The following is a 23,758-nucleotide window of genomic DNA, read 5'->3' as shown; positions in this document are numbered from 1 at the left end:
GGGGCTATTCCAGCATTTCGATGTTCTGTGGCGCCAGCCTGCCCTTCAGCAGATCGCGAAAAGCCATGATGTTACCGTTGAGCCGCCCCTTGCGGTCGACCCAGGGCTCCGGCCGCCAGGCTTTGACAAGGTTGGCGACCAGGTTGCGGCCGATCTGCACCGTTGCGTGCGGCACGCTCATGGTACGCTTGCGCATCAGATAGAGGGGATTGGCGATCTGAGAATAGCCAAGACGGACACCGGCCGACCGGCCGCTCTTGGTGCCGAGATGAACACCTTCGAGCTGCTTGGCACTGACGACCTGACCATAATGGGCGGCAAGCCGGCTGAAGTCGACATCCTCGAGCCAGCCATAGGAGGGCAGGTTCTCGTCAAAGCGCAGGCCGGTAGCGTTGATGATGGCCATCCGGATTGCCATGTTGCAGCCATAGGCGTTGTAGACCGGCTGAACCTGCATCGTAGGCTCCGAGCGCCGCCGGCGCTTGGATTCGACCAGCCGCAAGCCGTCCCGAACAGAAATGCCGGGGCCGGTGATACCGTCGGCCAACACTGTGCCCGTGCACATGACGACATCGGGCTGGAATTGAAACAGCCGTTCGGCCTCTTCGATATAGGTCGGCGTCATCAGGAAGTCGTCGTCGAGGAAGAGGACGATATCCGCATCCCGAATATTATCGAGGATGCGATTGCGTTGACGGCAAAGGCCACGTTCGGAGATGAGCACCCGCACAGGGAAGTCGAGATTGCGAAGGCAGCTCGGATCGATGTCCTCCGGCGACGAAAGGCAGACGACGACCTCGTCCGGCTTGCGGCTCTGGTTGGCGATATGAGGAAGGATGGACGACAAGATGTCCCGCCGGCCGGTGCTGGCGATGCCGACGACGACCTTGAGAGGGCGACCCGCCGTATAACCCACGAGGCGCCTGGCAGAAAAGCGCGTCTCGCGGCCCCGTGACTTGCGCCACCAACGGCGACGTTCGCCATGTTGCCGCTTCTCGTCGCTGCGGTTGGCGATGATGCCGAGGATATTGATCGTCGTCGTGCCGAAGGCTGCGAGCGCATCCGACAGCCGCTCGACCGTCATCTTGTTGGTCTGCCCGACGACAACGACGATACCTTCGAGATAGGCGCAGATGACCCGCGTATCGGCGGAGTCCTCGAAGGCGGACATGTCGACGATGACGACCTTGTATCGCCGCCGCAACAGGTCGATCTCAGCCTTCAGGGCAGGCAGGTGTCCGTAACGCTGGAAGGAGGCGACCGACTTCTCCGTCTCGTCGACGGTGACGACAGGAACACCGCCGTGGGCCTGCGTGGAGGACCTTTCGGCCTCGGGCTCATGATCCGTCTTCGCGACCAGCGCGCCGCTTTCATGCGCAACGGCATAGCGGCGCGGCACATCATTTACGCTCAACACCTCCATCCCGAAATCCATGCCGGATTCCATCGCCACGCAGCTCAGCCGCGCGTTGAGAAAATCGGCATCGATCAGCACCACGGAGGCGCCTTCGTGCTGATAGAGTTGCGCAAGATTGGTCGCGACCGTCGTCTTGCCTTCGCCGGTGCCGACCGAGGTTATGCCGATCACCATGGGCGCATTGGGCGGGAAGGAGGAGTCGATCGAGTGCTTGACGCCACGCAAGGCTTCGGAGAATTGCGAATAGGGCGTATCGAGCACGGACCTCAGCGGCAACATGGTTCGCCGCCATGAAGAGCCTCCCGCCACTATATTGCCGGGCACGAAAGATGGGCTGGCATAGACGGGGACATGACCAAGCAAACTGAGCCCCAGCTCCCGCCGCAGCTTCTCGCTTGAACTGACGCGTCGATCCAGGCCATCCCGCAGAAGCGCCGCCATTAGGCCGGCCGCAAGGCCCAGCATGGCGGAGAAGGGGATTACAAAGGACGATTTCGGCCAGGCCTTGGTCAGCGGTGCGGCGGCGGCCGTCACAACGCGGACGTTGCCGAGCGGGAAGGATTCCTTCTGCATGGCGCCGATCAATTGCTGCAGAATGCTTTCATACATGCGGCGATAAGTCGTTGCCCGGCTTTCCATTTCGGACAGTTCCACGCGTGCGAGGTTCTTGTCCGTCCCGGTTTCCTTCAGCGTGGTCAATTCGTCACCCAGAAGCCCTTCCCGAGTCTTGGCGACCTCAAGATTCGCGCTATAGACGGCTTGGATACGGGCAAATTCCTTGCGCATTTCGCTCTTCTGCCGGTCAATTTCCTGCTGTGCGGCGATGACGGCGGGATTGTCGGCGTCATATCGGCTGATAAGGTTGTTGAGCTTGGTGGTCGCCACACCGAGATCTTCCTGCAGCTTCTGGATGCGGGGATTGTTGATCGTCTCGTCGACGTCGCCCTCGACCTTGCCGCCTGCCAGCAGCTGGTTGAGCGTGGCAAGCTTGGCTGACTCAGCGGCGGTCTGCGCCTTCGCCGCGACTGCCTGGCTGCTGATCTCGGACAATTGTTGCTGATCGAGTGATGAAGAGCTGCTGATCTCCATAATGCCGTTCTTGGCGCGAAACTCTTCCACATTCATGGCGGCTTCGCGTGCCTGCCGACCGACCTCGATGAGCCGTGTTTCAAGCCATCTGGCACCACTTTGCGCCGCGGAGGCGCGTTCCGACAGCCCGGTCTTGATATAGGCCTCGGCGATCGCATTCGCCGCCAGCGCAGCCTTTTCCGGATCGATGGAACTATAGCCAATCTCAAGAATGTAGGATTGGCCGACCCGGGTGACCGAGACTCTGGAGAGAAAGGAGGCCATGGTGCGGCGCATCAAGTCATCCTCGCTCGGCTCGGCCTTGACGTCGGCATCGCCGTGCCTGAAAAAGCCGATGAAAGCGCGCAGCTTGTCGTGGAAGGCGGCTTGCCACGACACGCCTCCGACGATCTCCGGATCCTCGCTGAGATTGAGCTTCCCGACCACGGCGCGCGCGGTCGCTTCGGACTTGACTATCTCGACTTGGCTGGCAATTTCTGCCGCCTCGATGATGACAGTACCGGTGAACGCGTCCTGAGAGACGATGCGCCCCTGGTCCGGGTCCATGACGACGCGTGTTGTTGCCAGATAGACCGGCTGCGTGGTGGCCATGTAGAAGCCGCCGATGCCGAGTCCCGCCGTGGTGAAAATGGTGAAGATCAACCAATGACGCTGCAGAAAGCGCCAAATATCGCGAAACGAGATGTATTCGCTGCCCCCCGAGCGCTTGGTATCCGATGGCATACCGCGCAAGCCCTTACCGATCTCGTGAACTGCCATAATTGTTCCCCAACCTTAGTTTGATTGTCTTGATTGTCATTGGGATTGCGTGGGATCGACCGAGGACAGCACCGTACCGTCCAGGTTTCCGGAAATGTTGTAGCGAACGTCCAGAACGTCTCCGGGCTGCAATTCCGTCGTTTCCGACACTTCGGTAGCGGCGGCGGCGTCGCCGCCGCGCGTAATCCAATATTCGCGCGGTTGAAGATCGAGCGACTGGATGCTCTGGCTGCGGGAGAGCGATGCGCCGGCGATCTGGAGCAGCTGCAGCGTCGTATTGCGCTTGAGCTTCGTGTCCTCGATATCTGTCTCCGTCGTCTGCAGTTGCTGCCCGGCTTCGGTCTTGCGCTGACCTTTGAGGTTCAGGGCGTCGCGTTCGGTTTCGCTCAGCTTCTGCTTGGCCTGCATCGACGCGACGACGAGGTCCAGCTTGCCGGCCTGCATCTCGGCAACGATCCGCTCCAGCGAGGTCTTGCGTGACGTCGTCAGGATCTTGGTGTCGACCAGCTTCGTAATATCGCTCAACTCGTCCTGGGCGATCTTCACCTGCTCGTCCTGCGAGCTCATCTTCTCATCGAGAATGTTGATTTCGTTGCGCAGCAGCGTCTCGAGGTCCCCCGCGGATACGAGCTGCTGACGCAGGGCGTCGGCACGCGCATTGAACAGATCGATCTCGCTTGTCATGATCTGCTTGATGACCGACCCATCCGGTGCGGCCTTGATCTCCGGCGGGAATGTGATGGTCGGCTGATCGTTGAGCTCGGCCATCAGCCGAGCGCGCCGGGCACTGAGCTGCTTCAATTGCAGCTCCATGCGATTGATCTCGCCGGCATAGCTGATCTGCTGCGCCTCGGAATAGTCGCCGGTCTGACTGGAATGGCGCTGGCTACCACCGGCCATGGCGATGGCCTGCTTGACTGTCAGGCCCGGACGGAACTCCAGTTCGCTCGGCTTTTCGACAGCGCCCGAGACGTAGATCATCGGATATTTGACCACCTCGACCGAGGCGGTGGGCGCGACGGCAAGACCGGTGATCTGCTTCAGCTTGTCGCCGATGTCGGCGCTGACGATGCTGGTCGTCTTGTCGTTGACCTGCATTTCCCCGATCATCGGAATAGAGATCGTACCGGATTGCGAGACGACATATTCGCCGTTCAGCGCCGTCCATTCCTTGTATTCGCCCGTCGCGGCGATCCATTCGACGATCGCCACCTTGATCCGCGTCTGAGGTCTGATGTGGTAGGCCGCGTCGGCCGCAGCATTGGCTGTGTCGAGCAAGCCTACCCCGGAAAGCGCCAATGCCAACACCCATGGCACCAGTGCTCCAGAGGGCTTGCGGCCGAATCGTGAAGGGAAAACGGAAGTTGGAAGCATGGGCGAGATCTCGTTGTTATGTCGCTTGCGTCGCCACAAACCGGGACAAGCGCTATGCAACGAGATCATCAGCTGAACGCATAACGTGTAAATACCCCACGGGAGCGCCTGGGCTAATCACTTTTGGCAGGAAAAACAGGCGCCTCGAGCATCTCTAGGCCGGCTTGCACATCCTTGCGTGCAGGCTTTCATCGTCAGCTAACTCTTTCGGCTGCTCACTTCGGCCATTTGGATGCAATGGTGGACCGATATGGGTTCTGTCGCAAAGGTTGCTGCCCGCACAATGTTATTGCGACCCAAGGAGGGGAAAGAACAATGCGGGTAGCAATCGTTCATTATTGGCTTGTGTCGATGCGCGGCGGCGAAAAGGTGGTTGAAGCCCTCTGCGACATGTACCCGGATGCCGACATCTTCACCCTTGTTTATGATGAAAGTCGCGTCTCGGAGAAAATCCGCAAGCATAAGGTCACCACATCCTTCCTGCAGCGTATCCCGGGCGCCATCAAAGCATACCAATCGCTTCTACCGCTGATGCCTTTTGCGCTGGAGAGCTTCGATCTCACCGATTACGATCTGATCATTTCGAGTGAATCGGGTCCGGCCAAGGGCATTATCCCCCCGCCGCACGCAACACATGTCTGCTATTGCCATTCACCGATGCGCTACCTTTGGGATCACTATCACTTCTATCGGTCCCATGCCGGTCTGGCGTCGCGACTGATGTTGCCCGTGCTGGCGCCGCTGCTGCGGTCCTGGGATGTCAGCACAAGTTTGCGCGTGGATCGCTTCGTCGCCAATTCGCACCATGTCAGCGACCGCATCAGCAAGTATTATCGCCGCCCGGCAACCGTCCTCCATCCGCCCGTCAGCGTGGACGATTTTATGCCGTCAGCTGTCATCGACGACTTCTATCTCTGCGCCGGCCAATTGATCCCCTATAAACGCATCGACCTGGCGGTAGAGGCCTTCACGCGGATGAACCGCAAGCTGGTGGTGATCGGCGAAGGCAAGGAGATGGAGCGCCTGAAGCGCGCCGCAGGCCCCACCATCACCTTCCTCGGGCGTGCGCCGTTTGCGGTGTTGAAGGAAAAGCTTTCCCGTTGCCGTGCGTTGATCTTTCCGGGTGAGGAGGATTTCGGCATTGTTCCGGTCGAAGCCATGGCGAGCGGCAGGCCCGTCATCGCCTATGGCAGTGGCGGCGCACTGGAAACGGTCGTTCCGGGCCTCAGCGGCATGCTGTTCGGCGAGCAATCCGTCGAAGGCCTGATCAAGGCCGTGCGTGATTTCGAGGAGAATGAGCATCTCTTCCATCCCGAGGCGCTACGGGCGCATGCAGGTCAATTCAGTCTTCGCAATTTCATGGTGGGAATGCAGGCCATCATCGATGAGGAACTGATGATGCGAAAGACGGTCCAGCACCGCAGAGATTACAACATCGCCGCCATGCAACGCGCGTTCGAAGCGCAGTTGCCGGCGCTCGTCACGGAGCAGCACAGTGCGACGCTCCAATAAATCCGGCGGCTTCCTGACAGTTGGCGATCATATTACCTGTGTAAGCCACAAGGTTAAAACCGCCGTCAGCAAGGTGAAGCAGCGGATGGCGAGTTCTGGGATTGGATCCGCGTGGCCTCTATACCTTTGGCGTAGGCGGTTGTTGGTATCCTATCCAAAAGGCGTACAAAGAAATGGCATGTTCACCGATATTTTATGATAGCTTGCGATAAGAGAATCTCGTTTTTCATACTTTGGGGGGATCAAACGCGTATTCTCACTTTGGGATCGAAGGCTTGTCTGGGCTCTCTGTTGGCCATTTTTGCCGTTTGCGCAAAACAGGCCGCGGCTCAGGACCAAGCCGTTTTCGCCGGCCAGGTCGACTTCTCCTGGCAACAATTCTCAATTCCAACGGTAGGTTCCGGCACGCTTCCAATGGGAGAGAAGAGTGTGACGGCTTCCGGGCCGACAACGGGATTTTCGGCAGGGGTGCGTCTATCGCCTGACCCCGATGCCTTTTCCCTGATGTGGACCGGAAGCTACTTTGATCTTTCGGGGCATTCCAGCTCGACAAACGCTATTTCGAGCAACCCGTTCATTATCACGGTTGGCGCGCCGAGCCCCGGCGAAATCGATCTTTCAACGTTCACGGACACCTCCGGCGCATCAGCGCTCGCGAATGTCAATTTCACCGATAGCACCGGTGCGACGACCGCAATTTCCAGTTCCGCCTCCTCTCCGGCGGGTCCGAATTCCGTTACGCAATATGCCGTGAGCCCGACTGCCGCCGGCGCGGCGTTTGCGGCGCTGGTCACTGACGGCAGGGGACCGAGCGCTGCGTCCTACGGCGCCTTTGCGGACGGCCAGGGTTTGATTTTCGCGGGCGTCGGAGATTTTGGCGCAAGCACCGTCCGCACATGGTCTTTCGTCCATGCGACGGGCTATACCCAGACCGTCTGGCTTGCAAAACCACTCGCGGCAGACAGGGATTTCACGCTCAAGGCTGGGCTGACCTATCGCCGTAGCCGAGAAAGCTATGGAAACGGCATGGCTTTTGACCTGGCCAGCAGCGTTTCGGGTGCGAGCATACCGACCGTAAGCCTGTCGGAGGCCGGCAAGTTTAACGTCGAAGCAGGCGGTCCCGTCGTTGGTTTCGATGCGCGTTTCCATCCGCCCGCTCCTTTCATGATCGGTGTCAGCGGCACGGCGGGAATGGCATTCTTCGGAGCGCGATCGAGACTGACCCACACGATTGTCCTGCCTCAGGTGGCTGCAATCGAAGATACGGCAAGCGTGCGGCGCGATAGCGGCGTGATGGGGCTCACCGGCATGGAGGTCAGCCTCATCTTCCCCTTGGAAGAGCGCGTTGAACTCCGTGTGTCCGGCAGTGTTCAGTCAACATTTGGCGCACCGCGGCCGACAGCGGGCGATATCAAACGGTACAATACCAGCCAATATGGAGTAGGAGTGTCCTTGGCGGCGCGGTTCTAAAGTAGAAGCGAGCGCTCTCGGAAGCGCCGGCAATTTTGTCAGCAAAGACACACAGGAGACGAAGCAGATAGAGATAGCTGGTCTCGAATATCGCCCGATTTGCCGCCGGACGCATGCAGCAGCCATATGATGACCGCGCTGTGCCGTGTCCTTTTGACAAATCGCCAGAATAATTCGGGGAGAGAAACATGGCCGAAGAATTCAAACGAAGGATGCATCTCTACATCATTCAAACGATCTATGAGGCCGTTTGCAACCCCGAGGGATGGAGCGATGTTGTTGGCGAAATCAGGAAGATCACGGGCGCAACCAGCGCCTTTTTCATGGGAATAGGCCCCGGCGCGGAACAGAATGCCAGTGTCGTCAGCAAGCACGTGGACAGGCATCTGCTCGTCAGAGCCGATTTCGTCGACATCGTCCATACCGTAACAGCAAGTCTCGGCCAGGGTGGAACTGTCGCCCTTGATATCAAGCGGAATGGCTCCGCCTGGCAGGCATATCTTGCCGACATGTTTGATTGCGAGGGGCAGCTGGTTATTGCCATTGTTATCAAAGAAGGGCAACGGCGTTTCATTCTCGGCCTGATCTTCAGCTACGAAGATCAGGCCGATGCCAGGCTTGCCAACGAATTGCTCATGGCACTGACCCCACATCTTCAAATCGCGATGAGCATTCATCGGCAAATGCTGAAGGATCGGGAGAAGGCCGAACGGCTCGACCATTTTTTTTCCCAGTCCGCAACGCCCCGCGTCATTGTCAGCGATGACTTCAGGATTATCGAAAGCAATAAGGCCTTCGAGCGTCTGATCGAGAAGAACGGTTCGTTCCTGAAAAGATCGGAAGGCTTTCTGACGGTGGGTTCATCGGCTCTGCGTCAGGAGATCGACATGCTGCTGGCGCGATCGCAGCCGCATGCTGAAATGGGCCATGCCAATATAGCCTGGGTAAAAGAGGCGGAAGGTGGTTTTGGTTGGTTGTTGAAAGTTGATCCACTTGGATCCAGGTCGCTCAATGTGACGCCATTTGCGAATCTCGGTTTCGGCAACGAGGCGAAATCCATGCTGAGTTTCTGCAAGATGGGAGACCGCAACGGATTGACACCCGCCGTCGTCGGTAGCGTGCTTGGTTTGACCACGGCTGAGGCCAGCCTTGCCTGCGAACTTGCGCAGGGAAATGCCCCAGCAGAGATCGCTCATGCTCGCGGCGTCGCCAAGAACACGGTCCATAATCAGCTGACTTCGATCATGGCGCGGCATGGATTTCATCGACAAGGGCAACTGCTCAATTTTCTGTCAACGCTGTCGCGCTTTATTGGATAGTCCATCTGCACCAGGTGGCAGGCTGTTTTACCTATGCTGCGTAGTGTTGAGGCAGCCCCTCATGAACGTCAGCCCAAGTCATCTCTTAAAACCGCTATTAGCTTAGCCTGATTGAGGCACTGCAGAACGCCGGGGACGTCGATAGCCTGCGATAACCGTCAATGGAGACGGATATTGAAAGGGGAACATCCATGTCCATGAAAACTCTAATTCTTTCCGCCGCTATCGTATTTGCCTCGACTGCAGCCTTCGCCGGCGGCAACGTGTCTGTGACGTCGCAGAGCGGCACAGGCAATATGGCTGCAACCGGACAAGTCGGCCACGGCAATTTTTCTGGCATCGGTCAGGCCGGCAAGGGAAATTACGCTCAATCGTTGCAGAGTGGCAAAAACAATATTTCGGCTACGGCTCAGTTCGGCAAGGCCAATCAGGCCTATACGAACCAGACTGGCAAGGCCAACCTCTCGGCAACTGTCCAGTTCGGTCGTTCCAACTATTCTGAAACGGATCAGTCTGGCAAGGGCAACATGTCCGTGACGGTCCAGCACTAATGCGCTTGGGAGAGCCGGCGCCTCGCCCGGCTCTCCCAAACTGTAAGGAGCTAGAAGTCCGATGGTAAACGCCCTACCGCCCGCAGACACTTGCAAGATCGAGTACCAGGATATCGGTGGTATGACGCATCTTGCCGCCGTGCTGATTCCCGCCAAGGCACGCGAGGGAACCTACCAGTTCCAGGTCCGGTCGATTTCGGAGGGAGGCGTGTCCTCCAATATGCAAGGGGGAGAGTTTTCTGCCAGGGGAGGACATCGCGAGGATCTGTCCAAGACTATCGTCGGCAACGCACCCAGTAGCTGGGCAGCGGAGCTGCAGGTCTTCGATGCATCCGGAAATCTGATTTGCCGTTTTGCCGTGCCGGAAAAAAAATAAGCGAGACGCGATGAGGCATCGAGCCCTGGTCCGAAGAAAATCGCGCGGATATCGAAATTTTTCAAAACACTCGCCAGAGCCTCCGGTCCATTCGGAGGCTTTTTCGTGCGGGATTTGTGTTCTGCGTTGTCGTCCAAAGTTGCCTCAAGGCCAAGGCTGACAGGAGCCTGCCGCCAACGCTCCCGAGGAGACAAGGACGCTGCTTCCGGGTCCTGCTGGACCGACAATCGCGACCTATCGATGAGGCCAGGTTCGACGATCATTTCCGATGCCGAGCATCGCGCCGACTGGGAATAGAACAGGCGGTCGGGAGTTCCTCGAGATCGATTAGGTACAACGTGCAATTTCGACATTCCATATCCTGTTTTTGGAGGGGGCGTCGAAGATGGACCAGTTGGAACACAGTCTAAGTGATTATGTTGCTTGCGCAATCGGTGTCATGCTCATGGTGGCGTCCGCCACTCCCCCTTCCTTTTGCTGATTTGACAGGTCTGGCAGTCCCGGCGCTAAATTCAGTTCGACAAGCCGCAATTATTGTTCGGCACTGACATGCCGGCACCGATGGATGCTGGCTTCGATTAACTTGGGTAAGTCTGGATGACGACTTGCGGATCGGCATTTTTGTGCCGTGACAGCGCGGCATGTCGTACTCAATCCAAACGATAGCCTCAACAATAATACCAGAACGAGGGGAGACATTGTAATGCAAACCAGAGACATCGGAACGCCCCGTATCCCCCCAGCCAGACGTGCCAGCGTCGTTGAGCATCCAACTGCCATCGTCATGGTCGCCGGCAAGACCGGCAGCTCCGTTGTCAATGCCAGCCGAAGAGAGGTCCTTTGGGGTGTATTGGAGATAGGCGATATCGATCTTGGTTTCGATGACGGTTTGAGTTTCGAGATCTCTCCGCGATCACTGATGGATGCAAATCGGAACCGGCCGGTCTCCGGCGTCAACACAAGCGACACGAGCAGCTATGCTGACAGATCTTACGGGTCAGTCGATCATTCCGGCCAGCAACTCCTCCCCAACCGACCTGATTCGAACGGTTAATTTCGATGCCTATGAATGGCGCCTTGGCCGGTGGAGCTGCCACTGAGCATGCAGCTAGGACAGGGCAAAGATATGCAGGCGCAAGCAGCCAGATGATGCTATAAGAAGTGCCTGGCAGCACATGCAGCGCCTTTCGATTTTCTCATGTTAGAGTATACTAACGCTTTATATTCCCTTGTAGAATGGCGCTTGCCTTCGACAGGGTCGAGAATGTTACTTTTGACCATTGAGGAGGGCTCCGGCAAGCATGCCCCGTCAGTCATTTATCGCCAGCTTCTTCGTCAGTATATCTCACAGCATCAATTAGCTATTTCCTAATTAAACATCTGGTAATATGTTCATTCGAAATAGTCGCCACGCGTCGATAAAGTCATGCCTGCGCCCGTACGATTGATGTGACTGCGATAATAGATGCATAAGCGCCGATGCGAACGGGCTAGTTCAAGTTGGATAACGGCCACACGCCGGGTGGCTGGTTTGGGAGGACTAGGCCCTATGCCCGAAAGCCGTGTGGATCGGTCGCAGCTCATTCCACAAGAGTCCGAATCTGAGAGCGGTTTCGAGGCGCAGATCTCACTCTGGGACCTCGATCTCAAACTGGTCGATTCCTCCAAGAAATTTAAGGAGCATGTTAGCCTTGGATCTCGGACAGGCATAACGTTGCGGGAGGCCTATCCTGCATTGGCGAAGCCCGCCTTTGCGGCAATCGTCCAGCTTGTGATTGATACCGGCCAACCGCGAACCATCCGGCTCGACGCTTCAATACCCAGTAAATGCGATCTGTTGTTGTTTTATATCCGGACCGGTCTCTTGGTCATCGAGATCAATGGCGCGGATGCCAAGAAGAAAACGTCGTCCGAAGACGGTGAACGGGCACGGCTCATTCATCAGGCAACACATGATGTTTTAACCGGATTACCGAATCGCCGCCAATTCAGCGCGGAGTTGGAAAAGCTGCTGCCGGCCAGCGGAGAGGCAGGACCTGCCCTGATGCAGCTCGATCTGGACGACTTCAAGCCCGTCAACGATACGCTGGGGCACGGTGCTGGCGATGTCATACTTCAACTTGCCGCCAAAAGGATAAAGGGAACGCTCGGTCGAAACGGGACGGTCTACCGCCTCGCCGGCGATGAATTCGCCGTCATACAGGTTGGTTCGCAACAACTCTTCGAGGCGGAAAGATTGGCGGACGCTCTGGTCGCCGAATTCAAGAAGCCGTTTGTCGTCAACGGTATCTCGTTGTTCGTCGGCGTCAGTATCGGGGTTGCCGTCGCGCCACGAGACGGCAATGAGGGAGAGCAGCTGATGAAAGCTGCCGACGTTGCCCTCTATGCGGCCAAGAAGGAAGGGCGGCGTCGGGCGCGAACATTCGATCCGAGCATGCTGGTCGTGGTGGAGCAGCGGGAGTTGCTGCGTCGCAGTCTGCGCGTGGCGCTCCAGCACGATGAGTTCTTCATCGAGTACCAGCCGCTGGTCGAGCCTCCATTCAGCGTCGTCGGCTTCGAGGCGCTGATACGCTGGCGGCATCCCACCCTGGGGATCATTCCGCCGGCGGCCTTCATTCCCATGGCCGAAGCCGACGGCCTGATGAGTGAAATCGGCCAGTGGATGCTTGAGGAAGCATGCCGGGAAGCCCTTACATGGCCGGTGAACTACAGCCTCGCCGTCAATCTTTCCCCTGCGGAATTCCTGACGCCGGGTTTCACCGATCGGGTTTCGCAAACACTCGATGTGGTCGGATTTCCCGCCGAGCGCGTGGAACTGGAAATCACTGAAGGTGTCTTGTTGGAGCGCACCATCAACAATCTCGATACCCTGAACACGCTCAACGTGCTCGGCATCCAAATCTCACTAGACGACTTTGGGACCGAGTATTCTTCCCTGAGCTACCTCAAGAATTTCCCTTTCGATAACATCAAAATCGACCGGTATTTCATCAGGGACCTTTTGCAGGACAAAAAGAGCCAGACCATTGTTCGCTCTGTGATCACCCTGGCACATGGCTTGGACATGCGCGTAACCGCGGAGGGGGTCGAGACGGCGCAACAGGCCGCCTGGCTCCAGGGCGAAGGCTGTGACCGATTGCAGGGATATTTTCTCAGTCCGCCGCTGGATGTCGACCGGCTTCATGAATTCATTAAGCAAAGGGCGCGCGTCCACCCGGCCGTGACCTTTGATGAGGTTGGGGCCAGACCCTGATTTTTCTGAGGCGCATTTCATCTAGGAGGTTTCGCTTGAACACCACGGAAACGCCGGCAGATGCTGTCTTCGAGCCGATGCTCGAGCTGGAAATGGAGATGGCGGCCTTTACGGCGGATTGGCTGAACTGCGATCAATGCTCGACCTATGTCGCCGGTATGGTCAGTCTTGATCGTCACGATCCCATCCGCCACGCCAATGTGCTTTCGTCGGCTCTGAATGAGCTCTTCGAGATGTCGTTCCACGCTCGGGAGCGCGATGGTGCTTTTGTCTGTCGTTTCTACCGACGCGACGAAATGGAGCGGATAGAACTGACCTTTCCCTGTTCGCCTGAGAAACGTCGCTTCTACGATGCGGTCGTGGCGGGCTTGAAGGGCGACGAGGCGCTTGCGAATTATCTTGATGTGATCACGAGTGGTGCCGCGCCAGCTGAGCATGCGATCCTTCTCGGTCTGGCCGTCAACTACGACGCCGATATCACGCTCTTCTATAGGGATACCGGAATGTTGACCTTTGTCGTGGATCTGCCGCTCGAAAGGCTACTCAATTGAGCCCCTATTCGTCCCTCCGCTTCACGGCGCAATTCGACGTCAACAATCAGGAGTTCTCTCTCTGCGGAGTGCTCAGACCCCATTCGGTCTCAGAACTCGCCGATGATCTGGCCTTACTGCGAAACGGCGTCGAAACGGTGAAGGGCGTCTGCTATATCAATTTGAAGCGTGTCACCCATATGAACAACACGGCGTTCCGCGCCTTGGCGCATGTCCTCGTCGATGCGACGCGCTCAAGGCCGGATATCAAGCTTACCGTGGTCGCGTCGAGCGTCGTTGCATGGGCGTCCCGGTTGTTCCGCCATCTAAACGATCTCTCGCCCAATATCACCGTCGAGATCTACGATTCTGCCTTCTATCCGGGCCAGACATTCGTCGAGAACCAGAGTTTCATCCCGATCCTCAGGACTCAAACCAAGATGACCTGGCGGCATGAGCGCGAGATATTGCCGCGCCACGGGCTTCGCGAGGGTATGCATATTGCCGATATTTGCTGCGGGATCGGCGATTTTGCGATGCTCTTGAGAAAGGACTTCAAACCGGCCCGGATCGTTGCACTCGACCATTCTATGCCAAGCCTCGACTACGCCCGCACAGTGGCGAAAAATTTCGACGTCCAAGACATCGAATACACCTATGGCGACGCATCCCAGATGCTGTTCGAGAGCAACCAGTTCGACTTTGTGACCTGCCGGCATTCGCTGCAAATCTTCAACCGCCCGGATGTGCTGCTGCGGGAGCTCTATCGTATCTGCAAACCGGGTGGCAGGGTTTACATCACCAACGAGAAGAACTCCCATTGCCTTGGAGAGCCGAAGGCCGAGAGCATCCAGTGGACGTATAACGAGGTTGCCAAGCTATTCGCTCATTTCGACATGGATGTCGAAATGGGACCGAAAGGTCGTCGCATGTTGTTGGATGCCGGTTTCACGAACGTGCAGATGGAAAGTTTCATGGTGACCAATCTCGACGACGATCCCCAAGACTTCGCTGATATCATCACGGCGTGGCGGAATGTCTATGCTGATGAGATGGCGGTCAGGAGAGGCGATTCACCTGAATTCATCGATCGGTTCAAACAGGGATTCGAGGACCACATCTTTGCCGCGCTTCACCCAAGAGGCTATGCCGGCTGGCCTATCTGGGCCTCATCGGGACAAAAGCCGCTATGACGATGCCGCCAACCGCCAAGCCGAGACTCGGTCTGCGCTCCTTTCGCGCCAAATTCCTCATCGTTGTCGGAGGTGCTGTCCTTTTCGACCTGCTGGTCAGCGGCGGTCTCGCGCTTTGGAATGTGCAGCGCCTCTCCCGTAACGCGACCGCCCAAGTGGGCGAAGGCCTCGAAAAGGCGAGCCAGGATTATATCCGCTCCTATACCAATTCCACGGCTGCCCAGGTGGGTCTGCTTCTCGACCAGGTGCATTCCGATGTGAGCGCGCTGGCAGGGGTGCTCCAGGGTCAGATCGATCATCCCACAAGGAATGGAAATGTCGGCACAGCCTTGGCCAAGGCTGCTCCCGATGCCGTGACGGTGACTTACGATCCCGTTGGCCAGTGGGCGCAAAACCTTCCGGGTGGGCCCTCCGTCATCAGTGTCTGGGGTTACATGCTGGACAAGGACCACCATCCGTTGCCACAGGTACAGGCCGACATTGAGACGAGTGCCATACTTGATCTTGTCGCTCCATCGCTACTGCATAACGGCGCGTCGAAGCTGCAAATGTACTATATCGGTCCCAGGGAGCGTCCGATCTTCCGAACCGCGCCTTACACGACGCAGGCGCAGACATTCGACCGGCTCTACCCAGGTCACAACAGCGCTGATTTCTGGACTTTCTTTTTTCCTGGCCTTTATGAATCCTGGCAGCAATGGGCTTTGTCTCCCTCGTCGCGGCCGGTTGCCGATTACATCACCCAGACCGCTCCCTACACGGACGCGATTACCGGAAAACTGATCGTCAGCTTCTTCCATCCGCTTTGGACAGCGGATCGGCATGGAGTGGCAGGCGCCGCCGGCGCCGATATCACCCTTACTCAGCTCGCCGAGATCGTCGAGAATGTGAAGGTTGCCCAAAGCGGCTTCGGCTTCTTGACCATGTCGAACGGAAACGTCGTCGCAATCAATCCGGTCGGAGAGAAGGCCATCGGTTTGCGCGCGGCGAATGATGCCGCCAACAAGGGCGTCACCGGTCTTGACCGCTCGCTGCGCAACAGCACCCAAAAGGCAATATCGACCCTGCCGCTTGATGCCGATGGTACCATCCAGCACATCTCGCTCACCGAACAGGGGGAAGAGGTTCCTTATCTCGTGGTCGTCAAGCAATTGCGCCCCACCAATCTCTGGGTAAGTGGCCCCATACAGCGCGAGGTCATGTCGCTCGGAATCGTCGTGCCGGAGCGCGAGATCTATGCTTCGCTGATTGCGGCCAAGGAGGAGATATCACGCGCGACCAACAGGATTTTGCTCTATCAGATCCTCGCGGTTCTCGTGTCCCTGATGATCGTCACTGCTGCGGTCTTTGCGGCTTCGAAGCGCATCACCGGCGGCATCAGCGCGCTGGCGAGCGCCGCCAAGCGGATACAAGCGAAAGACTACTCGGTCAGGGTCGACATTCCAACCAGGGACGAGGTGGCTGAAGCCGGCGTCGCATTCAACCGGATGGCCGAGGAGATCAGCTTTCACACCGAAAATCTCGAGAAGCTGGTCGTGGAGCGGACGAAAGAGATCGAGGCGGCAAAGGAGGAGATCTCCACGCTCGCCAATCAGTTGAAGAGCGAGAACCTGCGCCTTGGTGCGGAACTCGATGTGGCGCGGCATATTCAGCTCATGGTTCTGCCGCGTGCCAAGGAGCTGACAGCCTTCAAGAATCTGGAAATCGCCGCCTACATGCGCCCGGCCGATGAGGTCGGCGGTGATTATTATGATGTCCTGCAGCACGGAAACAATCTGAAGATCGGCATTGGCGACGTGACCGGCCACGGGCTTGAAAGCGGCGTGCTGATGCTGATGGTTCAATCGATTGCTCGTGCGCTGCAAGAAGCAGGCGAAATGAATCCGGCAAAATTCCTGGCCGACCTCAACCGCACGATTTTCAAGAACATCGAGCGAACGGAGACGGACAAGCATATCACCTTATCCTTCCTCGACTATGACGGTAAGAGATTGACGATATCGGGCCAACATGAGGATATGATCATTATCCGCCAGAACGGCGAGGTTGAGCGTATAGATACCGGCGACCTCGGTCTCCCGGTTGGCCTCGAAGCTGATATTACGCAGTTCATCGACACGCGGGAAGTATCCTTTGAGAAAGGTGATATGGTCGTCCTGCATACGGACGGCGTCACCGAAGCTGAAAATCCCAGCGGTGAACTATTCGGCTTCGAGCGGCTTTTGCAGGATGCGCGTCGCTTGCATGGCGGAACCGCGGAAGAGGTAGTCAAAGGGATACTCGACGATCTGATGGCCTACATCGATACGCAAAAGATTCATGATGACATTACCCTCGTCGTCATGCGGCATAGGTGAGAGCATGACAGTGGTACTATATGGCCAAGAAAATCTCGTCTCTTTCGATACCAGCCAGGCTCTGCGGCTTCGCCTGCTTGACGGACCGCTTCGTCTCGCGTGGCGGCATTCAGCCATAACCTCGGACTTTATCGCAGAGACGATAGCGCTCGGCTTTCGGTCTTCCGAACGCCACTACAAGACCATACGGCACGACATAGGCTATCTGACGAATGAGCTGATCGAAAACGCCATCAAGTTTCGCACTTCCGGTGAGATCGTTATCGAGGCTCTGACGGATGCCCATAATTTTAGAATGCGGATAGCGAACTTCGTCGACGACGATACTACCGCTCAATTTCAACAATTGTTGTCTAAGGTGATAGCCGGCGATCCGAACGAGCTCCTCATACAGCAGATCGAGGCGGCTGCGCTTGCAGGTGGCAACACATCCGGATTGGGACTTTTGACTTTGATGAGCGATTACCAGGTTCATCTAGCCTGGCGTTTCGAGGAAGATCCGCCGCACAGGCGAACTAAGCTGGAAACCTATGCTGCGATGGCAATTGCGCTATCGTGAACACGCGAGAGGCATGTTGTATGGAAATCAAAGAAGAAGCGTTCCGCGTCTGGTCCGAAGGCAGCACCTTGTATTTTGATGGAACCATGCGCCTAGCGGGGCCGGACGCCTATGCGCCGGTTTATGATCTGGCTAAAAAAGTGCTCGATGAAGGCGGTGGCAAGGCGACTTTCGATCTGACCGGCCTGCACTTCTTGAATTCCTCTGGTATCAACTTGCTCGCCAAACTGACGATCGAGGCCCGCAAGCATCCAGACATTCACCTCACTGTTTGCGGCTCTTCACAGATTCCATGGCAGATGAAGTCACTGCCAAATCTGAAGAAGCTTCATCCAAGCCTGGATTTACGTCTGACATAGTGTCCTCAAGCAATGGGCTAGGCCAATTGATGTTGACGTCGCATGTTCTCATATGCCCGGCGCACATTTTATCCGTAAAGGCTGTATGGCTACGCAGCATGGATCCAGGATCAATCATCCGTAGAGCAACGGGCTGGCGGTTGAGTTGACTCTGTCGTTCACTCAGCAGACAACAGGTAATGGCTAAGGAGGAAACACTGATGGCTGACGAGAGTAACACGGGACCGCTTGCTGCGGTTGCAGGGACGGAGGCCGAGGTTAAAACGCCGAAGGCCAAGAAGCAGAGAGCACCACGGCGCCAGAAGGCAGTTGCCGTACCGGTTCAAGCTGAAGCAAAGGCAACTGCTGCAAAGTCGCCTGCGCCGGCTGCAAAGCCCAGGAGATATAGCGAGCAGGAAAGAGGCGAGAAGCTCAAGCTGATAGGAACGCAGGTCACCGGGGGTACAAGTACGCTCAGGGACGCGATCAAGAACGCCGGCATATCGGAGCAAACCTACTATCAGTGGAAACGGGCAGCAAAGGCCGTTGACCAAAAGGGGGAGAAGCCTGTGCCGGTCAGCAACGGGTTGGCCGATCTCGTTCAACTCGAAGAAGAGAACCAAAGGCTTCGCAAGATTCTGGCGGAAAAGCTGCGCGCGGAAAATGCGGAGCTGCGCAAGAGGCTCGGACTGGACTAATCCAAGATCGGAATGGAGCGGGCGGTCAGTCTCTCCGTTGACCGTCGGGCATTGCGTGACGCCGGAATTTTTTGGGCTCGCCTCCAGCGAGCTCCATCAGGGCGGGCAATCGAAGAGACAAATGTTTCGCTTGTGGAATCACGTCAGCTACGAGACTGTTGACGCGCGGGGCAAATCGTCGTCCTTGCGCTCCAACCAGTTGAAGCGCGCGGTGAGGAGCTATATTTGTCCGCCAGCAAAATACAGCGGCGCCGATCGGCGTTGGCTTTTCACCAGTTGCTTAAGGTTGGGAATATATGAGAACGCCACAACGGAGTTTCGTTGTTGAAGTCAAGTCGGGGCGACGACAGTCAAAGACACGGGTGAGCTCGATTTGGGGAGACACTGACCTCAAGGCTGTGGCCCGTGAAGTCCATGATAAGCCATCGCATCCGTTCAGCTCGAATGAAGCAACCGGCGGAGACATGCTGCCTGATCCGACCAATGCGGGTTCTGCCGGCGAAGATGCGGACGATCCCGATGTTGCACAAGCGTTGATACCGTCGGCCGTGGGCGCGGAGTTTGGCGTGCCGAAGCAGCAGGCGGATTATCAGGCGGTCGAAGCTGTCGCGCATGGGCAGGAGAGCCAGCCAACGCCGCAGCCTCAAGCGGCATCGGCGCGCGTTGCCAGGAAGCGCGCCAGTTATGGCTCCGCCCATGCGAATGCGCAGGCTTCCACGGGTGCACACGAGAAGCAAAACGCGCAATCCGTGACTTTCAAGGATCCGATTTCCTTGGACGAAGTGACCGCGCTTGAGGCAGAAAACAAGCGGCTCAAGAGGCTGCTGGCTGAACAGCTTCGAGCCGAGAATTTGCGGCTCAACAAGATGCTTGAGCGGTTTGATGTTACATGAGGAAACCGCGCCATTCAACGGCCGTGGCGTTTAGCTTGCTGATGTGCCCTGAGTGTTCCTCAGCTTGATCGTATAGCAGCCGAGGGGGCCGGTTATGATCGGCATCAATAACTGCTATCGTGGACGACGCCCATAATCTCCCCGCTGCGGGATACGCTGACGAGGAGGTTGTCGTCGCCTCGCGTTGCCTCGACCAGATAACGAATTCCGACGTCCTTTACGTTTCTCACGCGATAGCCACGCCCCTCCAGGAGACGTATCACATCGTCTGGACCGAAGTTACCGCGGCGCTCTCCCCATTTGTTGGGTGCGTCATGATGGTTGTTCCAAGCATGAAGGAAATTCTGCTCCGTGTCATCCTGGGCAGAATAGTCGTCCGACTGCTGATCCTGGTGAATGACGACTTGAGCAAGTGCCGGAGTGATAGGGCCAATTATCGTGGCGGCAGTCAGACCCAGCGCGATGAAGGCAGCCTTCATGGGTATAATCCTTTGTCTGTCGGCTCATTGCCGATATGGTCGAAGGCAGGCGAGTTCACGATGACGACAGTGTCGGTGCGATCGGCATGGAAGATCGATCAAGGCGAATGCGCGCTAAAGCGCCGTCGCCTTGATCGCAGCATACCCCACGCCTGCCTTTCGAGATCCAGGTGTCGCTGTGCTCAGAACTTGTAGCTCGCGCCGAGGATGACCTTTTGCTGAGTGCCGCTAAAGTCTCCGAGGCGCGAACCAAAGTCCTTCTTGCCGAAATCGGAATAGCGATATTCTCCGCGCACAAGGATATTGTCGGTCAGGGCATGTTCGACGCCACCGCCGGCTGTCCAGCCGATCAGGATGTCGTCCTTTTTTCCCACGGTTGGAACGTCGAGCTTGCCGCCGGTCGCAGCCATACCTGCCGTCGTGAAGATCAGCGTCCGATCGAAGGCATAGCCGACACGGGCACGGCCAGATGCGTCCCACTGGAAATCGGCTTCCTTGTCCTTCTTGAAGTTGTAGTTGAAATCGTTCTCGATGCCGTAAACGATGTTTCCGGATTGGAAGTTGTAACCAGCATGAGCACCGGCCGAACCGTTGTTCAGGTTTTGCTCCGAGCCAAAATATTTGGCCTTGTTCTGGGAGTAGCTTCCCTGACCGCCGAGATAGAAGCCCGACCAATCAAAGGTCGATTGGCCTGCCTGCGGTGGCGAAGGCTCGTAAGTCATGTCCGCGGCTACGGCGGGCACGGCGGAAGAGAGAGCCAAGGCGGCGATAGCGAATATTCTGAAATGCATTATTGAGATGCCTCATCTTTGTTCTGCAAAAGAGAGGGCGCTTGCGAAACGCATCAGCCCGACTCGTGACGAGTCACTATGTGCCGGGCCTATGTTGCGGAGTGTCTTTTCACATTGCGTTATGTTGCGGGGAGGAGATCTGAAGGCCACTTGGTGTCCGCCTCATCAATCGCGTCACGAAGACTCTGCGCTCGCAATTTGATCCAGATTTTCGATCAGCCGCGTCAGTAGATCGACAAATTGTACCGCTTCCGCATCCGTGAATCCGATCAATGCCTCACTATTCCCTTGGAACAAGGTCGTAATTGCCTCAGGCATGCGTTCCTGTGCATCCTTCGTAAGCACGATGCGGCTGCTCCGCCCATCATCCGGGTCGCGTGTCCGCTGTATCAAGCCATCCCTCTCCATGCGAGCCAGCATTTGCGCCATCGGCGGTTGCTCTACCCTGGCAAAGCGCGCGAGGTCGCGCTGCGTGCTTGCGTTACCATTTTGCAGCGCGACCAGCACAGGCAACTGGCCAACACCGAAGCCGAGCGGTTTGAGGCGTGACTCGCTAAGGCGGGCGAACCCCCGCGCGGCAAGACTGATGAGATGCCCCGGCGTAGAAAGCACGTCCTGGTCCATTCCGCTCACCCCTTGCCTGCGCTTGACCATAGGATATATATGTACGTATGTATATCGATGCACGACCTTAAACAATGTCGCTTCGACGCCGCCGAGCCAATCTTTCAATCTATATGGAGGAAACGATATGTCGAAAGATGACGTCCAAATGATCAAGCGCATCTATCACAGCTTCAACGCGAGAGACATCGACGATATACTGACCGTACTTTCAGAGGATGTTGCTTGGGCCAACGGCATGGAAGGTGGCCACGTTCACGGTCGTGAGGCTGTGCGCGACTATTGGACACGTCAGTGGGCTGTCGTTAGTCCACATGTTGAGCCGGTAGCATTTGAAGAAACGGAAGATGGTGCCATAGCTGTCGAGGTGATCCAGTCAGTATTTGACCTCAATGGTCGGCCGCTAGAGGGGCAAACCCATGGCCTAAAGGACAAGACTGTGACGCATATCTTCCGCATGGAAGGCGATGAGATTGTTCGCTTCGATATCCGGGATGCCTTGTAAGCATTGTACCAAACTATGCTGGGGATGACCGCCCCCGGCGTAAAGTTACCGCGAGAAAATGTGGTGGCAGTTGACGCCCTAAAGGTCGGGGAGTCGAAAAGGTTGGCGATGGCAACGATCATGCCGAGCCAGGAAAAGCCGACAGCGAGATGTGCACGCTCTTCAGTTCGGAATATTCGTCGAAGCCATGCCGTCCGAGTTCGCGGCCGACGCCGCTCTGCTTGTAGCCGCCGATCGCCAATTGCGGAGCGCCGTCTCCCATGCCGTTGATCCAGGTTCGGCCGGCTTTGATGCGGCGAATTGCCTGCAAGGCCGTAGACAGGTTCGTCGACCAGACACAGGCGGACAGGCCGTAGGGCGTGTCGTTTGCCATGCGGATCGCCTCTTCCTCGGTCTTGAAGCGGAAGGTGGTCAGCACCGGACCGAAGATCTCGTCCTGGGAAATCGTCATTTGCGGGGTGACATCGGTGAAGATCGTCGGTGCGTAAAAGGCACCGGCCTCGCCCAGCCTGTCGCCGCCAACCAGCACCCGCGCACCATCGGCCTTGCCCTCTGCCACATAGCCCGCGACCTTTTCGAGATGCGCCTGGTGGATGAGGGCGCCCACATGGACCCGGTCATCCAAGGGATCGCCGGTGATGATCTCAGCGGCAACCTTACGAACCTTTTCCAGAAGCGCATCGGCGATGCTTTCGTGCACGATCAGACGGCTGCCGGAGATGCAGACCTGTCCGGAGCAGTGGAAGACGCCACCGGATATCTTTGCGGCGGCGGCATCGAGATCCGCATCGGCAAAAACCACTTGGGGGCCTTTGCCTCCGAGCTCTAGCCCCACCTTCTTGATATTCTGCCCGGCCAGGGCGCCGATCAGGCGTCCGACGCGCTGCGACCCGGTGAAGTTGACGACATCCACATCCGGATGCTCGGCCAGAATCTGGCCGACATCGGCGCCATATCCGGTCACGACGTTCAGCACGCCTTCGGGCAAGCCGGCTTCCAGCGCGAGTTCCGCCATGCGGATCGTCGAGCCCGACGTGAATTCGCTTGGCTTGATGACGACGGTGCAGCCGGCGCCGATGGCCCAGGGGATGCGCTCCGAGCCGATCAGCAGCGGAAAATTCCAAGGGGTGATCAGACCGACCACGCCGGCTGGCTCGCGAAGGATGAGACCGATCGTGTTCGGGCCGAGATCATTATGCGCTTCGCCCTCGAGCCCCTGGGCGTGCCCCGCGGCATAGCGCCAAAGGCTGACGGCAAAGCCGATCTCCCCCCGGGCCTGGCTGATGGCCTTGCCGACTTCAAGCGCTTCGATGGTCGCCAGCTCCTCGATGTTGGCCTCGATCAGGTCGCCGACGCGGTTCATGATACGGGCGCGCTCGCCCCCGGTCATCCTCGGCCAGGGACCGTTGTCGAAGGCGCGGCGTGCCGAGGCAATCGCCGCTTCGGCATCGGCACGGCTCCCTCTTGGGATCGTGCTGACGATACGGCCCGGATGCGCCGGGCTTTCGCGGCTTATCGTCCCTCCCGAAAGGGCCGGAACCGATTTGCCGTCGATCACCATGGCAAAATGCCGCTGCTGCAGAAGCCGCGGATCGTCCAGACGAGGGGCGATGAAGGGGAATTCGGTCATGTGGCTATCCTCACAATATCAAATTTCAGACCGTTCTGGGG

General features: G+C 57.4%; 21 protein-coding genes. 15 read left to right on the top strand and 6 right to left on the bottom strand.

From position 1 onward, the window contains the following. Nucleotides 1–4 precede the first annotated feature (4 nt). Together JTP94_RS13015 and JTP94_RS13010 are read right to left on the bottom strand one after the other, a co-directional pair. Nucleotides 5–3,265, bottom strand: a complete 3,261-nt coding sequence (locus JTP94_RS13015) for a glycosyltransferase (RefSeq protein ID WP_204850898.1) — start codon at nt 3,263–3,265, stop codon at nt 5–7. 36 nt (nt 3,266–3,301) lie between these two features. After that, nucleotides 3,302–4,639, bottom strand: a complete 1,338-nt coding sequence (locus JTP94_RS13010) for a polysaccharide biosynthesis/export family protein (RefSeq protein ID WP_204850897.1) — start codon at nt 4,637–4,639, stop codon at nt 3,302–3,304. 315 nt (nt 4,640–4,954) lie between these two features. Between JTP94_RS13010 and JTP94_RS13005 the strand changes: the two genes are divergently transcribed. The 14 genes from JTP94_RS13005 to JTP94_RS12940 all read left to right on the top strand — a co-directional run bounded on the left by JTP94_RS13005 (nt 4,955) and on the right by JTP94_RS12940 (nt 19,688). Then, on the top strand, nt 4,955–6,151 hold the full coding sequence (locus JTP94_RS13005; RefSeq protein ID WP_204850896.1) for a glycosyltransferase: 1,197 nt from the start codon (nt 4,955–4,957) through the stop codon (nt 6,149–6,151). Between the two features lie 414 nt (nt 6,152–6,565). Continuing rightward, a complete protein-coding gene (locus JTP94_RS13000) occupies nt 6,566–7,621 on the top strand; it encodes a hypothetical protein (protein ID WP_204850895.1) in 1,056 nt (351 codons plus the stop codon). A gap of 188 nt (nt 7,622–7,809) precedes the next feature. Further along, entirely contained in the window at nt 7,810–8,940 is a 1,131-nt protein-coding gene (locus tag JTP94_RS12995; protein ID WP_204850894.1) for a hypothetical protein, read from the top strand. Nucleotides 8,941–9,101: 161 nt separating this feature from the next. Next, nucleotides 9,102–9,491, top strand: a complete 390-nt coding sequence (locus JTP94_RS12990; protein WP_246754863.1) for a hypothetical protein — start codon at nt 9,102–9,104, stop codon at nt 9,489–9,491. 61 nt (nt 9,492–9,552) lie between these two features. Continuing rightward, a complete protein-coding gene (gene csgH / locus JTP94_RS12985; RefSeq protein ID WP_281434795.1) occupies nt 9,553–9,867 on the top strand; it encodes a curli-like amyloid fiber formation chaperone CsgH in 315 nt (104 codons plus the stop codon). Nucleotides 9,868–10,570: 703 nt separating this feature from the next. Continuing rightward, nucleotides 10,571–10,921, top strand: a complete 351-nt coding sequence (locus JTP94_RS12980) for a hypothetical protein (protein WP_204850892.1) — start codon at nt 10,571–10,573, stop codon at nt 10,919–10,921. A gap of 495 nt (nt 10,922–11,416) precedes the next feature. Further along, nucleotides 11,417–13,120, top strand: coding sequence for a bifunctional diguanylate cyclase/phosphodiesterase (locus JTP94_RS12975; protein WP_204850891.1), 1,704 nt, complete (start codon nt 11,417–11,419; stop codon nt 13,118–13,120). A gap of 35 nt (nt 13,121–13,155) precedes the next feature. Further along, a complete protein-coding gene (locus JTP94_RS12970; protein ID WP_204850890.1) occupies nt 13,156–13,671 on the top strand; it encodes a ubiquinone biosynthesis methyltransferase UbiE in 516 nt (171 codons plus the stop codon). Beyond that, the gene (locus JTP94_RS12965) at nt 13,668–14,843 is read left to right on the top strand and encodes a class I SAM-dependent methyltransferase (protein ID WP_204850889.1); all 1,176 of its coding nucleotides are present in this window, start codon (nt 13,668–13,670) and stop codon (nt 14,841–14,843) included. Before JTP94_RS12970 ends, JTP94_RS12965 begins: the two co-directional genes overlap by 4 nt. After that, nucleotides 14,840–17,200: a SpoIIE family protein phosphatase gene (locus tag JTP94_RS12960; protein ID WP_204850888.1), complete on the top strand. Its 2,361-nt coding sequence runs from the start codon at nt 14,840–14,842 to the stop codon at nt 17,198–17,200. Before JTP94_RS12965 ends, JTP94_RS12960 begins: the two co-directional genes overlap by 4 nt. 4 nt (nt 17,201–17,204) lie before the next feature. Further along, nucleotides 17,205–17,759, top strand: a complete 555-nt coding sequence (locus JTP94_RS12955) for a slr1658 superfamily regulator (RefSeq protein WP_204850887.1) — start codon at nt 17,205–17,207, stop codon at nt 17,757–17,759. A gap of 20 nt (nt 17,760–17,779) precedes the next feature. Then, the gene (locus tag JTP94_RS12950; protein WP_034512334.1) at nt 17,780–18,118 is read left to right on the top strand and encodes a slr1659 superfamily regulator; all 339 of its coding nucleotides are present in this window, start codon (nt 17,780–17,782) and stop codon (nt 18,116–18,118) included. 200 nt (nt 18,119–18,318) lie between these two features. Beyond that, nucleotides 18,319–18,795, top strand: coding sequence for a transposase (locus JTP94_RS12945; RefSeq protein WP_204850886.1), 477 nt, complete (start codon nt 18,319–18,321; stop codon nt 18,793–18,795). Nucleotides 18,796–19,259: 464 nt separating this feature from the next. Next, the gene (locus tag JTP94_RS12940) at nt 19,260–19,688 is read left to right on the top strand and encodes a hypothetical protein (RefSeq protein WP_312038156.1); all 429 of its coding nucleotides are present in this window, start codon (nt 19,260–19,262) and stop codon (nt 19,686–19,688) included. Between the two features lie 104 nt (nt 19,689–19,792). Here the strand turns inward: JTP94_RS12940 and JTP94_RS12935 are convergent, their stop codons facing one another. From JTP94_RS12935 to JTP94_RS12925, 3 genes are all read right to left on the bottom strand, one after another. After that, nucleotides 19,793–20,167, bottom strand: coding sequence for a hypothetical protein (locus tag JTP94_RS12935; RefSeq protein WP_204850884.1), 375 nt, complete (start codon nt 20,165–20,167; stop codon nt 19,793–19,795). A 182-nt stretch (nt 20,168–20,349) separates the two neighbouring features. Beyond that, nucleotides 20,350–20,958 carry an outer membrane protein gene (locus tag JTP94_RS12930; protein ID WP_204850883.1) on the bottom strand — a complete coding sequence of 203 codons (609 nt, stop codon included), beginning with the start codon at nt 20,956–20,958 and terminating at the stop codon, nt 20,350–20,352. A gap of 174 nt (nt 20,959–21,132) precedes the next feature. Further along, nucleotides 21,133–21,582, bottom strand: a complete 450-nt coding sequence (locus tag JTP94_RS12925; protein ID WP_204850882.1) for a MarR family winged helix-turn-helix transcriptional regulator — start codon at nt 21,580–21,582, stop codon at nt 21,133–21,135. A 127-nt stretch (nt 21,583–21,709) separates the two neighbouring features. Between JTP94_RS12925 and JTP94_RS12920 the strand changes: the two genes are divergently transcribed. Continuing rightward, nucleotides 21,710–22,087 (top strand): nuclear transport factor 2 family protein, encoded by a 378-nt coding sequence (locus tag JTP94_RS12920; protein WP_204850881.1) that lies wholly within the window; start codon nt 21,710–21,712, stop codon nt 22,085–22,087. A 118-nt stretch (nt 22,088–22,205) separates the two neighbouring features. On the opposite strand, the gene JTP94_RS12915 is transcribed toward JTP94_RS12920, so the two are convergent. Continuing rightward, complete coding sequence (locus JTP94_RS12915) at nt 22,206–23,717, bottom strand: aldehyde dehydrogenase family protein (protein WP_246754861.1); 1,512 nt, start codon at nt 23,715–23,717, stop codon at nt 22,206–22,208. Nucleotides 23,718–23,758 lie beyond the last annotated feature (41 nt).

The sequence above is a fragment of the Martinezella lusitana genome, from assembly GCF_016901135.1.
Lineage (GTDB): Bacteria > Pseudomonadota > Alphaproteobacteria > Rhizobiales > Rhizobiaceae > Rhizobium > Rhizobium lusitanum_D.
The sequence above is the reverse complement of the archived record's forward strand: the minus strand, read 5'-3'. Positions and strand labels throughout refer to the sequence as shown.